Source organism: Streptomyces sp. NPDC049541, from assembly GCF_044465725.1.
Taxonomy (GTDB): Bacteria; Actinomycetota; Actinomycetes; order Streptomycetales; family Streptomycetaceae; genus Streptomyces.
The window spans coordinates 818,287-832,330 of the sequence record NZ_JBITLY010000002.1 but is presented as its reverse complement, the minus strand read 5'-3'; the positions used below and the strand labels follow the sequence as shown (position 1 = coordinate 832,330).

The window sequence follows — 14,044 nt, the reverse complement described above, 5'->3', positions numbered from 1 at the left end:
AGCCGCCGGGGAGTGCGGCTGCCTCTCCTGCAAGAGTCCGCCCTCGCTCGGCGCACGACCGTGGTCGTGCGCCGAGCGGCATGAGCGGCCCCGGGGTCAGCGCCCGGTGGGGTATGCCGGACGGTCGCGGCCGACCGTCAACCGGGCCGGGCGGTACGGGACATACGCCGCCCCGTCCAGACCGAGCGCGGTGGCGGACCGCTGGAGCGCTGCCGGGGTCGCCGCGTCGTCCCAGTGCCCGGTGCTGACGCGGTGTTCGAGAGCGTGCAGGGCGGCCACGGTCTCGGCGGTGGTGAACGCACAGTGGCCCTGCCGCTCGACGTACGCCTGGCGCAGCAGCGCGCCGTCGCCGGAGGCACGCACACGGGCGGCGAAGCGGTTCTCCTGCTGCACCGGGACCAGGTTGTCGGCGGTGGTGTGCACGTCGAGCAGGGGCACCTCGAGGCCCTGGCCCGCGGAGGAGGTCCGCCGCGCGGTGCGGACGGCGGCGGGGTCGGCGGTGATCGTGGCGCCCTCGGTCAGCGTGCGCAGTTCGGCACGCAGGTCGAGACCGGCCGCCCGGTAGAGGGCATGCACCTGGGAGGCGTGTTCCGAGCCGGCCAGCAGCCGGGCGTAATCCACGCCCCGGTTCCACGAGTTGTTGCCGCCGACGGACTGCTCTATGGCGTACCGGCCGCCCTCGACGAACGACAGGATGCCCTGCGCGAACCAGTCGTACTGCTGCGCCTCCTGGCCCGCCCAGTCGGTCGCGGCGGGCCGGTCCTTCCCGGGCGACCAGGCGGGCAGGTTGAGGAAGGCGGCGGCCAGCGCGACCCTGGCCCGGCCCTGCGGGGTGGACTGCGCCGCGGTGACCGCCTTGGTGAGCAGGTCGGCGGTGGCGGACGCCTCGGCGGAGGTGCCGAACCGCACGAGTTTCACGTCCTGTCCGGGCAGCAGCAGGCGGGCGATGGTGTACTCGGCGTCCAGCTGGTAGTTGTCCAGATCCGTGCCGCCCGCGACCAGACCGCACTGGCCGAGCGCACCGTCGATGCGCCCGCCGCCGTCGCGGGCGAGCTGCGCGTTGACGAGCCCTCCCATGGACTGGCCGATGGCCAGGGTGCGCCGCGGGGTTCCGATCTTCGCGGTGACGGCGCCGAGCGTGGCGAACTGGTCGCGTTCGGCGCTGTTCAGGGCCCACATCGAGCCATGGGGGTCGTACGACGAACCGGCCATCGCGTAGCCCTCGGCGAGCAGTTCGGTGCGGACGGCGGCGGTGGGGGCGTCAGCGGCGACGGTGGGGCCGAAGCCGTGGCTGAACAGCAGCAGGGTGCCGTTCCAGTGGTCGGGTACGTCCGCGATCCAGGTGGCGCCGTCGGAGAGGGTGCCGGTGAGGTGGCCGGCGGCCGGGGCGTCCGCCTGGGCGGCCGGTGAGGGGGCGGCGGTGAGCGCCGCGGACGCCAGCGTGACCAGGACGGTCAGGGCGATACGCAGGCGGGCGCGGGGGATGCGGGTACGGGTTCCGGCAGGCATGGTGCGGCTCCTCGGGACGGATGCGGGCGTGCGGGGCGGGGCCGGAGCAGATGCTCAGTGCACTGAGCGAACACGCCGAGGAATGTAGGGCTCATTTTTTGCTGCCGTCAATGGAGTGCACAACTTTGACGGTTCTTCGTGGGTGGATGGCCGCCCACCTCGAAGAATCCCGTACCGGGGCAATTTTCCTCCCCCTCACAAGGTGCGCATCCGCTGCCATGTCGGCAGCCATCGGGCCCGTCCCCCGTGATCGCGGCCTCCCGTTCACCCCTTGCCCGCGCCGTGCCGGCCGACCTGCTGCCCGGCAGTAACCCGGGCGCGTGAGTCCGGCCGTGGCCGTGGCTGTACGGTATGCGGCAGTCGATCGCGCGTTCTACGATCGCTGACGAACAAGGGGGTTCCATGAAACACCGCCGCCCGCGGCCCCGTAGCAGAGCCGTCGCCAGAGCGGTCGGTTCGGCTGGCGCGCTGGCCGTCGCGCTGGGTGTGGGGATGACGCCGGCGATGGCCGCCGGGAAGACGTCCGACACGCCCACGGCCACCGGGTTCTCGCCCGACGAGCCGGAGCCGAAGCCGAAAACGGACTGGGCGCCCGAGAACGACGAGGGGCCGACGGCCCAGAAGTCGGTACACCCTGAGGCGTTCACCTCGAACCGCACGGCCGCGTCCGCCCTGCAGCTCAAGATGCCCGCGCCGACCGGGCCGAACAGCGTGGGCATGGTCGGTCTGCACCTCGTCGACTCGTCCCGTACGGATCCGTACGTGGGCGGCAAGCGCGAGGTGATGGTCTCGCTCTGGTACCCGGCCACCGCCACGTCCGGGCACTACCAGGCGCCGTGGATGCCGTCGATCTCCGGGAACCACTACCTCACCACGCACGGGATGTCGCCGCAGCAGGTGACCCTGCCGAAGACCGCGGGCCATGTCCTCGCCCCGGTGAAGACCTCGCTCGGCAAGCTGCCCGTCCTGCTGTACTCGACCGGGCTGCACTCGGACCGCGCACAGGGCACCGCGCTCGCCCAGGACCTGGCCAGCCGCGGCTACCTCGTCGTCACCGTCGACCACACCCACGACGCCAACGAGGTGCAGTTCCCCGGCAACCGGCTCGAGCTCAACGCGATGCCGGCGGGCACCCACTCCTCCGACACGCTCAAGGTGCGCGCGGCCGACATCAAGTTCGTCATCAACGCGCTCGGCAAGATCAGCAGTGGCGGCAACCCGGACGCCGGCCATGCGACGCTGCCCGCCGGACTGAAGCAGTCGGTGGACATGTCCCGCATCGGGATGTTCGGCTGGTCGCTGGGCGGTGGGGCGGTCGACACCGCCATGCAGCTCGACAAGCGCATCGGCGCCGGTGCCGACCTGGACGGCCAGTTCTTCGGTTCGGCGCCGAGCAAGGACCTGGACCGGCCCTTCATGCTCTTCAGCTCCGGCACCCACAACCGCAACAACGACGGTTCGTGGCGCACGCTGTGGTCGCATCTGAAGGGGTACAAGGTCGACATCAAGCTTCATGGCGCGGCGCACCTGTCGTTCTGCGACCAGGAGTGGATGGTGCCGCAGGAGGCGGGCCTGCTCGGCCTCTCCCAGTATCAGATCCAGCAGCAGTACGGCACGATCGATCCGGCACGGGCGGTCCAGGTCCAGCGCGTCTACCTCGCCGCCTTCTTCGACCAGACGCTGCGTCACAAGCACAGCACCCTGCTCGACGGGCCGAACGACAAGTACCCGGAGATCTCTTTCGTCCGCTGACCGGAGTCGACCGGTCAGCCGACCCCCGCGTTCGAAGGGCCGGGCCTGCTCGCAGGCCCGCCCTTCCGCGTGCCCGGGCGGCATGTACGGCCGCCGTCCGGTGTTCCTGTGAATTCGAATTAACACGTACGTCACATGGGGCGAAAGTGTGATGGTTACGTGACAGGCGGGAGCTAGGATGTTCACACTCTCGAACATTTGGGCGCTTGACGCCAGTTGAGGAAGGATCCGTTCCCCTGCCCTCCGCACCCCGGGCGCCGCGCCGACACCGCATCCGCCGCCGCGCCGATATGCCGATGCTTGGCGGGGTGCGCCCGCCCATCGCCTCACTTGTCATACTTCTGCTGGTAGTCGCCGCCCTGACCCTGATCGGTCTCGACGGCGTCCACGCCGAGCCCGTTCCGCAGGCCGTGTTGAACGGGGAACAGCAGATCGCCGCGGACACCGCGCAGTCGATGCGCACCGCGATCGACGCCGAAGCGAGCACGGTGCGCCGCACCGCGAGCGCGTACCCGGCAACGAGCACATCCACCCCCGTGACCACGCTCAAGGCGCTGACCTCGGCCAGAAAAGAGATCCTCGGCAGTGCGCTGCTCGACCGGCGCACCGGCAAACTGCTGGCGGCCGGCGGCCGGATGGTGCCGCTGGGCGGGATCGACGCCACCAGGACGGCGTCCGGGGCGGTCCCGCCCCGGCTGGTGACCTCGGGCGGCAGCCCGCAACTGCTGTACTTCGCCAGGGTCACGCTGCCCGCCCAGCAGGATGACCCCGACCAGGACTACCAGGCCCCGAACCGGCCCGAGCGGCAGTGGCTCCTGCTGGTCTCCGAGGCGCTCCCCTCACTGGCGGCTTACGGCGACGGACGCACCGCCGAGGTGCTGGACGGGAGCGGCACGGCGCTCGCCACCGCCGTCCACGGCAAACCGTCGCCGCGCACCGCCGACAGCGGCCTGTCCACAGCGGCGACCCGCGCGGCACACGGATCCGGGTCCGACGCCGACGCCTCGGGAAGCCTGCTGGGCGCCACCACCGGCAGCCGACGCACCGTGGCCGGCTGGGCCCAGGTCGCCTCGACGACCGGTCCGGGCGACACCGACCACCTCGGTCTGGTGGTGCTCACCTCCCACGCGGTGCCCGCCACGACCGCCACCGCCGACTACTCGCGCTTCGCGCTCGAGGCAGCCGGATCGCTGGCCGGGGTCGCGCTGCTGCTCGGCCTGGCGCTGTACTTCTCCGTGCAGCGGCCCCTGCTGCGGCTGTATCTGTCCGCCGGCCGCCTGGCCCGGGGCGCGACCCAGGACTGGCCGACCGCGTCGGAGGAGCTGTCCCGGGCTGTTCCGGTGCACGGCTTCGGGGAACTGGCCCGGATCGGGCGGGCGCTCGACTCACTGCGCCGGCAACTGCTCGGCGAGAGCGGTCCCCAGGAGTTTCCGGCCCGGCGCGGGCCTGGCTACCGGGCGCTTGCCGTGGTCGGAGTGATCGTCGTGGGCTTCTGGGCGGTGCCGATGATCACTCTGCTGAACCGGGCGGACACCGCGACCGCGATTCCGGCGCCGGTCCTCGCCGACCAGCAGGCCCGCACCGAGATCGCGACGAACCGGATCCGGCAGTCCCTCGACCAGTCGTACACCGACCTGACCGCCGCGGCCGGGAGCCTGCCGGGCAGGAGCCGGGACGCCCAGGCCGAGGTTCTGCGGCGCTCCCTCGCCGATCACAAGCAGTACCGCTCGCTGTACCTCCTGGACCGCTCGGGCGGCATCACGCTGAGGGTGGGCGGCACACCGCTGCGCACCCGCGTCCATGTGCCCGAGGGCGGCGGGATCACCACCGTCAACACCTCGGGCCGTATCCCGGCGATCGCCGCCTACACGCAGGTCCGGGCCGTCAAGGGCAAGGCCGGGGCGGCCGGGGTGGTCCTGTTCGGCGAGATCGACGTGAAGGTGCTCAACTCCGTCCTGCCCAGGCCGAAGCTGGGCAGCGTCTGGGTGACGGACGGCCGCGAGAAGGTGCTGGCGGCCAGCGTGGGCTACCGGGCCTTCCAGTCGCTGCCCGACCCCGCCCTGACCCGTCTCGCCCGCTCCACCCAGAGCGCCCCGGGGACCGCGGGTACGGCCACCTCGGCGGTGCACCTCACCTCCTCCGGTCCCTCGGTCGACGCCGCCGCGCCGCTGGCGCAGAGCGGCCCCACGGCCCGCCTGGGTTGGCACGTGGTGACCGCGGAGCCCGCGGCAGCGCTCCAGATCCCCGCGGTGCAGGCCGAGCAGCGCACCATGCTCGCCGGCATCCTGGGGCTCGCCGTGGGCGCGGCCTGCCTGGGCTGGCTGCATGTCGTGGTGGTCCGGCCGCTGCGCGCGGTCGCCGTCCTCGTCGAGCGGCTCGCCGGCGGAGACCGCCGTACCGTGCTGCATCCGGTCAACCACGACGAGATCGGCTCGGTCACCCGCAGCCTGGAGCTGATCCGCCAGGCCCTGGCGGAGCGCGACCGGGCGGCCAGGTCCGGCCCCGCCGCCGTGCCCCACCAGCCCCGGCGTGAGAACACCCTCCAGCGGTAGAAGGACGGAATCGGCGTGCTCTTCCTCTATGTCATCGTCCTGCTGTGCTGTGTCGGCCTGTGGATCGCCGGGATCCTGGAGCAGCGGCGGCACTTCGCCTCGCTGGAGCAGATACCGACGCGGGTGCTGGTCAACGGCATCCGCGGCAAGAGTTCGATCACCCGGCTGTGTGCGGGGGCGCTGCGCGGCGGCGGCCTGGTCACGGTGGCCAAGACCACCGGCACCGCGGCCCGGTTCATCCATCCGGATGCCACCGAGGAACCGATCTACCGGAAGTTCGGCATCTCGAACATCGTCGAGCAGATCGGCATCGTACGGCGGGCGGCGACCTACCGGCCGGACGCACTGGTCATCGAGTGCATGGCGGTGATGCCGGCGCTGCAGGAGACCAATCAGGAGAAGCTGATCCGTTCCACGATCGGCGTGCTGTGCAATGTCCGCGAGGACCATCTGGAGGAGATGGGGCCGACGCTGGACGACGTGGCCCGCTCGCTCTCCCGCTCGATGCCGGTGGGCGGGGTGTGCGTGACAGCGGAGAAGGACCGGCTGCACATCCTCCAGGAGGAGGCCGACAAGCGGAACTGCCGGCTGATCCCGGTCGATCCGGAGTCGGTGACCGACGCCGAACTGCGCGGCTTCAGCTGGTTCACCTTCAAGGAGAACGTGGCCATCGCACTCGCCGTCGCGGAACTGCTCGGCGTGGAGCGGCAGACCGCGATGCAGGGCATGTGGGACGCGCCGCCCGACCCGGGTGTGCTGTCGGTGGAGCGCTACGTCACCCCTGACGGCAAGAAGCTGCGGTTCGCCAACGTCTTCGCGGCCAACGACCCCGAGTCGACGCTGATGAACGTGAGGCAACTGGAGGATCTGGGCGCGATCAGACGGCCGATCAGCGTGGTCATCAACTGCCGCCCGGACCGGGTGGAGCGCAACGGCCAGATGGGCGCCATCGTCCCCGACCTCGCCGCCGAGACGGTGTTCCTGATCGGCCACCCGACCAAGAGCGCCCGCGATGCGATTCCGGCCGGCTTCACCGGGCGGGTGGTGGATCTCGGCGGTGACCGCCGGGATCCCGAGGAGCTGACCGCGGCGATACTCGCGGAACTCGGTCCTGCCTCCTCGCTGGTGGCGATCGGCAACATCCACGGTCAGGGCGAGCTGTTCCTGGAATGCCTCGCCGAGCTGGCGCTGGACGACGCCGAGGACCCCTTCGACGCCGTTCCCGACGGCGACGGCCTGGACCAGGAGACCATGCAGATCGCCATCCCCAGGCCGCGGGTCTCGGTGGCCAGGCCGCCCGAGCCGGAGCCGTACAGCTGGGTGGCACCGCTGGAGACACCGACGTACGCCTTCCGCATCCCCGAACAGCGCGACCTCGCCCGCCGGTTCGCCGCCCGCCACGGCCGGCCCGATGGCCGGAGCAGCGCGGACGACCCGCACCACTCCCACGACGACCTGTACCACTCCTACGATCCGCCCCAGTCCACGAGGAACCCGTGATCCCCGCCAACCTCACCCCGCAGACCGCCGCACTCGGGATCGCCCTCGGGCTGGTCTTCTCGCTCGTCTGCTATCTGACCACCAACCTGTCCCCCGGGGGGATGATCACCCCGGGCTGGATCGCCCTCACGCTCGTCACCGATGTGCGGATGGCCGGGCTGATGGTCGTTGTGGCGGGAGCCACGTACTTCATGAGCAAGCTGTTGCAGCGCACGGTGATCCTCTACGGCAAGCGGCTGTTCGCCGCCGTGGTGCTGTGTGCGGTGGTGATGCAGACCACCGTGATGCTCGCCCTCAGCCACGAGTTCCCGCTGCTGTACACGTCACAGACCCTCGGCTTCATCGTCCCCGGCCTGATCTCCTACCAGATGGTCCGGCAGCCCATGGCGGCCACGGTCATCTCGACCACGGCGGTGACGCTGGCCACATACGTGGTGCTGGTCTCCGGCCTGTTGATGGGCGCCCTGCCCACCGGCTGACCAGCCCAGCCCAGCCCCCCTCTCACCTCACACCTCCAGGAGGATCGCCATGCACTCCAAACCCGTCGGCCGACGCGGCAACCAGACTCGCCGCAACGTGCTCGGAACGATCGCGGGCGTCGCGGCCGCCGGAGTGGTGGGCGGGTACGCCTGGGACCACTTCCGGCAGGGCAGCGGCGACGACGGCGGGACGGTCGACGACCAGACGGGCGCCGGCCCGAGCGCCCGGGCCACCGGCGCCCACACCTTCGAGCGGCTGTCCGCCCCCGCCCGCACCGTGGTCCGTGCCGCCGACGGCGGCACGCTCGCCACCTTCACCGACGGAGCCCGTACGGCCGTCCTCACCGGCCCCACCCGTACCTTCAGCGAACCACGGACCACCGAGGCCAAGGTGACCACGGACGCCTGGGTGCGGGTGCTGCCGCACGAGTGGCAGCGGGGCATGGAGAAGTCCGCCTCGTTCAAGACCTGGTTCCGCAAGGCGCTCGGCGACACCAGCCCGGACGTCTTCGCGGTGGCGTTCCAGTACAGCAGCGCCGGGGCGCCCGACAAGCACGACGCTCGCGGGGTGCGCTACGCGGGCACCGCGCACTTCGGCCCGCGCAATGCGGCGGTCAACAATCCGCTGGACTTCGCCTTCCACGACGAACAGTCCGACTTCTACGACTATCTGGGCCTGCCCTGGACCTTCCCGGACGGCACGCGCGTGCAGCCGGAGAGGGCCCGCTACGGCGACGCCGACTGCTCCGGCTTCCAGCGGCTGGTGTGGGGCTACCGGATGGGCATCCCCCTGCACAACACCAACACCAAGGGCGCCGGCCTGCCGCGCCGCGCGTACGCCATCGCCGCCGACGGTCCCGGCCGCGTGGTGATCCCGCACACCGGGAAGCAGCAGGCCACCGATCTGAGCGCCCTGCAACCCGGTGATCTGGTCTTCTTCGCCATCATCAAGGACCGGCCGGACTTCATCGACCACTGCGGCATGTACATGGGCCTCGACGACAAGGGCCGGCACCGGTTCTACTCCAGCCGCTCCGCCGCCAACGGCCCGACCATGGGCGACCTGTCGGGCCACGCGCTGCTGGACGGCACCGACTTCTACGCCCGCGGCTTCCGGGCGGCCCGCCGCCTGTGATCCCGCGGCGTCGATCCCACCGCCTTGAACCCGCCGCCTGTGCACCGCCGCCTCACCTGACCAGCTGATCCGAGGACCACTGCCATGACCGCCATCCCCGCCGCCCGGCCCACCGGAGCACACCGAGGCCGCCGGCCGGCCGGCCGCCGCTCCGGCCTGCCGGAAGACGCCCCGCGCTGGGAGCGCCCGGCGCTCGCCGCGGTACTGGTCGTCGCCACGGTCCTGTACGCCTGGGGCATCGGGAACGCCGCGCTCCACCCCTTCTACGGCGCGGCGATACGGTCGATGTCCGAGAGCTGGCGTGCCTTCTTCTTCGGCGGGCTCGACGCGAGCGGTTCCATCAGCATCGACAAGCTGCCCGGCGCCTTCTGGCCCGACGCCGTCTCCGTCTGGCTCTTCGGCCCGCACACCTGGGCGGCCGCGCTTCCGCAGGTCGTCGAGGGCGTGCTCACCGTATGGCTGCTGCACCGGATCGTACGGGCCTGGGCCGGTCCGCTCGCCGCGCTGATCGCCGCGCTGACGCTCACCCTCACCCCGGTCACCGTGGTCCTCACCCGTGCCACCATTCCGGACACCGCGCTCACCCTGCTCCTGGTGGCGGCCGCGGGCGCACTGCAGAAGGCGGTGCGCACCGAGCGGCTGCTGCCGCTGATCACCTGCGGCGTCTGGGTCGGGCTCGCCTTCCAGACGAAGATGCTGCAGGCGTGGCTGGTGCTGCCGGTCTTCGCCGCGGTCTACCAACTCGCCGCGCCCGGAACCCGGTTGCACCGCGCCCTGCGCGTCCTGCTGGCCGGTGCGGTCTCCCTGGTGGTCTCCTGTTCCTGGGTGCTGATCGCCTGGGTGACGCCGGCCGCGAGCCGCCCCTACCTCGACGGTACGTCCAACAACGATCCGTTCGCCCTGGTCTTCGGCTACAACGGCCTGAGCCGCTTCAGCAGCGATGCCACCGCCTTCGGTGCCGTCGCGGGCACCGCCGCGAGCCGCACCACCGGCAACACCGGCTGGGACATGCTGATCAACCACACCGTCGGCCCGCAGGTCGCCTGGTTCCTGCCGCTCGCCGTGCTCGCCGCGGTCCTGGGCATCGTCTGGCGCGCCGGCCGACCGCGAACCGACCTGCTGCGCGCGGGATTTGTGATGTGGGGCGGCTGGCTGGCCGTACACACCCTGGTGTTCAGCGCCTCCAACGGCAACCACGCCTACTACACGGCCGTCATCGCCCCGGCGCTCGCCGCGCTGGCCGGCGGCGGGCTCGCGCTCTTCCGAGCGGAGTACGAGGCGAAGTACGAGCCCGAACCGGAGCCGCACAGCGAATGGGAGCCGGAGGCGGAGCACGAGGTGGGTGACCGGCGGCACCTGGCGCTCCCGGCGGCGATCGCGCTGACGGCGGTGTGGGCGCTGGTGCTCGACTGGCCGACCCGGTTCGTCTCCTGGCTGCTGCCGGTCGCCGTGATGCTCGCACTGTGCGGTGTGGTGGGCCTGTGGAGCCGCGGGCCGCGCACCTCCCCGCGGATGGTCCACGCCGCCCTGGCCGCCGGGATCGCGGCTGCCTTGGTCGTACCGGCCGGCTGGGCCGTTGCCGGCCTCGACCCGCTCTACGCGGGCGCGGCCACCTCGCCGATCGCCGGTCCGGTCGGCAAGTCGTACTACGAGCACCCCCGCCACGCTCCGCGAAGGAGAGGGCTCGGTGAGCCCAACGCCCGGGACACCGCCCTGCTCGACTACCTCACCGCGCACCGCCACGGCGAGAAGTACCTGCTCGCCACCCAGGCCGCCTACACCGCCGAGCCGCTGCTGCGCGCGAAGTCGGAGCCCATCCTCGTGATGGGCGGCTTCACCGGCAGCACCCCCTTCCCCACCGCCCAGCAACTCGGCAGCCTCGTCACCACCCACCAGCTGCGCTACGCGCTGCTCACCACCCAGCGCCCCACCACCCCCGCCACGACCTGGGTGAAGTCCCACTGCACCCGCATCCGGCCCGCCGCCTACGGACGCCGCACCGCCGGCACCTTCACGCTCTACGACTGCAGCCCTCAGCGGTGAGGCGCCGTTCCCGACCGTAGGCCTTGGAAGCTTCCTCAGCCGACGGGCACGGCGACCGCTCCAGTGATGCGGGCGGTTGCATACGTCGGCGATATGTTCCGCTGCCTAGGCTGCACGCATGCGTGTGCTGATCGTGGAGGACGAGCCCTACCTGGCGGAAGCCGTCCGTGACGGTCTGCGGCTGGAGGCGATCGCCGCCGACATCGCCGGCGACGGGGACTCCGCCCTGGAACTGCTCAGCGTCAACTCCTACGACCTCGCGGTCCTGGACCGGGACATCCCCGGCCCGTCCGGTGACGAGGTCGCCCGCCGCATCGTCGCTTCCGGCAGCGGTATCCCCATCCTCATGCTCACCGCTGCCGACCGGATCGACGACAAGGCCTCCGGATTCGAGCTCGGCGCCGACGACTACCTCACCAAACCGTTCGAGCTGCGGGAGCTCGTCATGCGGCTGCGGGCCCTCGACCGCAGACGCGCGCACGCCCGGCCCCCGGTCCGCGAGATCGTGGGCCTTCGGCTGGACCCGTTCCGCCGGGAGGTCTTCCGCGACGGCCGCTATGTCGCACTCACCCGCAAACAGTTCGCCGTGCTCGAGGTCCTCGTCGCCGCCGAAGGCGGTGTCGTCAGCGCCGAAGAGCTGCTGGAGCGGGCCTGGGACAACAACGCCGACCCCTTCACCAACGCCGTCCGCATCACCGTCTCCGCCCTGCGCAAACGACTCGGCGCACCAGGGCTCATCGCCACGGTGCCCGGCGTCGGCTACCGCATCGACACCGGCACCCCACCCGGCGGCACGCATGAATAGACGCCCGGGGCTCAGCGCCCGGCTGAAACTCACCCTCAGCTACGCCGGTTTCCTTCTCCTCGCCGGCACTCTCCTGCTGGCCGTGATGTGGGTGTTCGTGCTGCGCTGGCTCCGGACCGACGACCCCAAAGCCCTCCAGCACCGGTTCGGAGTCGTCATCATCACCGGGTTCAACCGCTCCGATGCCCTGCGCGGATTCGTCCCGGCCGCGGCCACGGCACTGGCCTTCCTCCTCGTCTTCGGCCTGGTAGGCGGATGGATCCTCGCCGGCCGGATGCTCGTACCACTGACCCGGATCGCGGACGCGGCACGGACGGCCGCGAACGGATCGCTGTCCCACCGGATCCGCATGCAAGGCCGCGAGGACGAGTTCCGCGAGCTCGCCGACGCCTTCGACACCATGCTCGAACGACTCGAGTCCCACGTCGCCGAACAGCAGAGGTTCGCCGCGAACGCCTCCCACGAACTGCGCACCCCGCTGGCGATCTCCCAGTCACTCCTCGACGCCGCCCGCAACGACCCCACGCGGGACCAGGGCGAACTCATCGAGCGCCTCCACACCGTCAACACGCGGGCGATCAACCTCACCGAGGCCCTTCTGCTGCTCAGCCGCGCCGACGCCAGGAGCTTCACCCGCGAGCCCGTCGATCTCTCCCTCATGGCCGAAGAAGCCGCCGAAACCCTGCTTCCTCTCGCCGAGAAGCGCGGGATCACGCTCGAGGCCACCGGGGAGCCGACACGGACCGTGGGCTCCGCGGCGCTCATCCTGCGCATGGTGACGAACCTCGTCCAGAACGCCATCGTGCACAACCTGCCGCTCGGCGGCACCGTGACGGTCCACACCGAACCGCAGCACGACGGCGGCATGCTGCGGGTCGAGAACACGGGCCCGCCACTCCCCTCGGAGCTGATCCCGACCCTCACCGAACCCTTCCGGCGCGGAACGGAACGCGTACGCACCGACGAACACGCCGGTGTCGGCCTCGGCCTGGCCATCGTGCACAGCATCGTCCGCGCACACGACGGCACCCTCGACCTCACGCCCCGCCCCACCGGCGGCCTCGTCGTCACGATTCGACTTCCGGGTACGTCGCCGGGCGGGCCCGACTAGCTCGCCGCCCGGGCTCGCCTCATGCAGGTGGTGCCCGACGCCAGTCGATCACGTCCGGCCCCTCAATCCGCCGCCGCCCGCTCCCCGGCCGGGCGCCTGCGCAGTGCGGGCTCGGTGAGCGACTGCGGCTGCCACACGCCGTCGGCTCGGTAGAGATCGGTACCGGGCGCCACGATCTCGTCGATACGGTCGAGCACCGCGTCGTCGAGCAGCAGGTCGGCTCCCTTGAGCAAGGAGGTGAGTTGGTCCATGGTGCGCGGACCGATGATCACCGACGTGACGGCGGGATGCACCAGCGGGAAGGCGACGGCAAGTTCCGGCAGGGTGCGGCCCGTCTCCTGGGCGAGCGCGACGAGTTGCTCGACGGCCGCGAACTTCGCCGGGTTGCCCGGGGCGTCGGGGTCGAAGCGGTGCGGGGTGAGTCTGGCGCGGCCGGTGGTGAGGTCGACGGGCCGGCCCGCGCGGTAGGACCCGGACAGGAATCCCGAAGCCAGTGGCGACCAGGTCAGCACGCCCATGCCCAGGCGCTGGGCGGTGGGCAGAACGGCCCGTTCGATGCCGCGCGCGAGGATCGAGTAGGGCGGCTGCTCGGTACGCATCCGCATCAGCCCGCGCCGCTCGGCCATATGATGGGCCTCGACGAGCTCCTCGGCGGGGAACGTGGAGCAGCCGAATGTCCGGATCTTGCCCACCCTGACCAGGTCGGTGAGGACGGACAGCGTCTCCTCGATGTCGGTGGTGTGGTCGGGGCGGTGCACCTGGTAGAGGTCGATCCAGTCCGTGTCCAGCCGCCGCAGGCTGTCCTCGACGGCCTTGAGGATCCAGCGGCGCGAATTGCCGCTGCGGTTGCGTCCCTCCCCGAGTGGAAAGTGCACCTTCGTGGCGAGCACGACGTCGTCGCGTCTGCCCTTGAGAGCCTTGCCGACGATCTGCTCGCATTCGCCGGCCGAGTACATGTCGGCGGTGTCCACGAAGTTGATGCCCGCATCGAGCGCCGCATGGATGATGCGGGCGCTCTCCTCGTGGTCGGGATTGCCGACGGCCCCGAACATCATCGTGCCGAGGCAGTGCGTACTGACCTCGATGCCGGTCTTGCCGAGGACTCGATAGCGCAATGCGGTGCTCCGTCGCAGGCGGGTGCTGGTGGGAAGGGTGACT

Annotated in this window: 10 protein-coding genes; 8 read left to right on the top strand and 2 right to left on the bottom strand. The window is 71.2% G+C overall.

The annotated features are described in order from the left end of the window. Positions 1-96: 96 nt before the first annotated feature. The gene (locus ACIBW9_RS10905) at positions 97-1,509 is read right to left on the bottom strand and encodes an alpha/beta hydrolase (RefSeq protein WP_398953443.1); all 1,413 of its coding nucleotides are present in this window, start codon (positions 1,507-1,509) and stop codon (positions 97-99) included. A gap of 402 nt (positions 1,510-1,911) precedes the next feature. Between ACIBW9_RS10905 and ACIBW9_RS10900 the strand changes: the two genes are divergently transcribed. From ACIBW9_RS10900 to ACIBW9_RS10865, 8 genes are all read left to right on the top strand, one after another. Continuing rightward, on the top strand, positions 1,912-3,261 hold the full coding sequence (locus ACIBW9_RS10900) for an alpha/beta hydrolase family protein (RefSeq protein ID WP_398953441.1): 1,350 nt from the start codon (positions 1,912-1,914) through the stop codon (positions 3,259-3,261). A 308-nt stretch (positions 3,262-3,569) separates the two neighbouring features. Next, a complete protein-coding gene (locus ACIBW9_RS10895; RefSeq protein ID WP_398953439.1) occupies positions 3,570-5,813 on the top strand; it encodes a HAMP domain-containing protein in 2,244 nt (747 codons plus the stop codon). Between the two features lie 15 nt (positions 5,814-5,828). Beyond that, positions 5,829-7,313, top strand: coding sequence for a poly-gamma-glutamate synthase PgsB (gene pgsB, locus ACIBW9_RS10890; RefSeq protein WP_398953437.1), 1,485 nt, complete (start codon positions 5,829-5,831; stop codon positions 7,311-7,313). Further along, positions 7,310-7,792: a poly-gamma-glutamate biosynthesis protein PgsC/CapC gene (locus tag ACIBW9_RS10885; RefSeq protein WP_398953435.1), complete on the top strand. Its 483-nt coding sequence runs from the start codon at positions 7,310-7,312 to the stop codon at positions 7,790-7,792. Before pgsB ends, ACIBW9_RS10885 begins: the two co-directional genes overlap by 4 nt. 49 nt (positions 7,793-7,841) lie before the next feature. After that, entirely contained in the window at positions 7,842-8,927 is a 1,086-nt protein-coding gene (locus tag ACIBW9_RS10880) for an NlpC/P60 family protein (protein WP_398953433.1), read from the top strand. 84 nt (positions 8,928-9,011) lie between these two features. Continuing rightward, complete coding sequence (locus ACIBW9_RS10875) at positions 9,012-10,970, top strand: ArnT family glycosyltransferase (RefSeq protein ID WP_398953431.1); 1,959 nt, start codon at positions 9,012-9,014, stop codon at positions 10,968-10,970. Between the two features lie 118 nt (positions 10,971-11,088). After that, positions 11,089-11,775: a response regulator transcription factor gene (locus ACIBW9_RS10870; protein WP_398953429.1), complete on the top strand. Its 687-nt coding sequence runs from the start codon at positions 11,089-11,091 to the stop codon at positions 11,773-11,775. Continuing rightward, a complete protein-coding gene (locus tag ACIBW9_RS10865; RefSeq protein WP_398953427.1) occupies positions 11,768-12,886 on the top strand; it encodes a sensor histidine kinase in 1,119 nt (372 codons plus the stop codon). Before ACIBW9_RS10870 ends, ACIBW9_RS10865 begins: the two co-directional genes overlap by 8 nt. Before the next feature lie 62 nt (positions 12,887-12,948). Here ACIBW9_RS10865 and ACIBW9_RS10860 read toward each other — a convergent pair whose 3' ends face one another. After that, the gene (locus ACIBW9_RS10860) at positions 12,949-14,001 is read right to left on the bottom strand and encodes an aldo/keto reductase (RefSeq protein WP_398953425.1); all 1,053 of its coding nucleotides are present in this window, start codon (positions 13,999-14,001) and stop codon (positions 12,949-12,951) included. Positions 14,002-14,044: the final 43 nt, after the last annotated feature.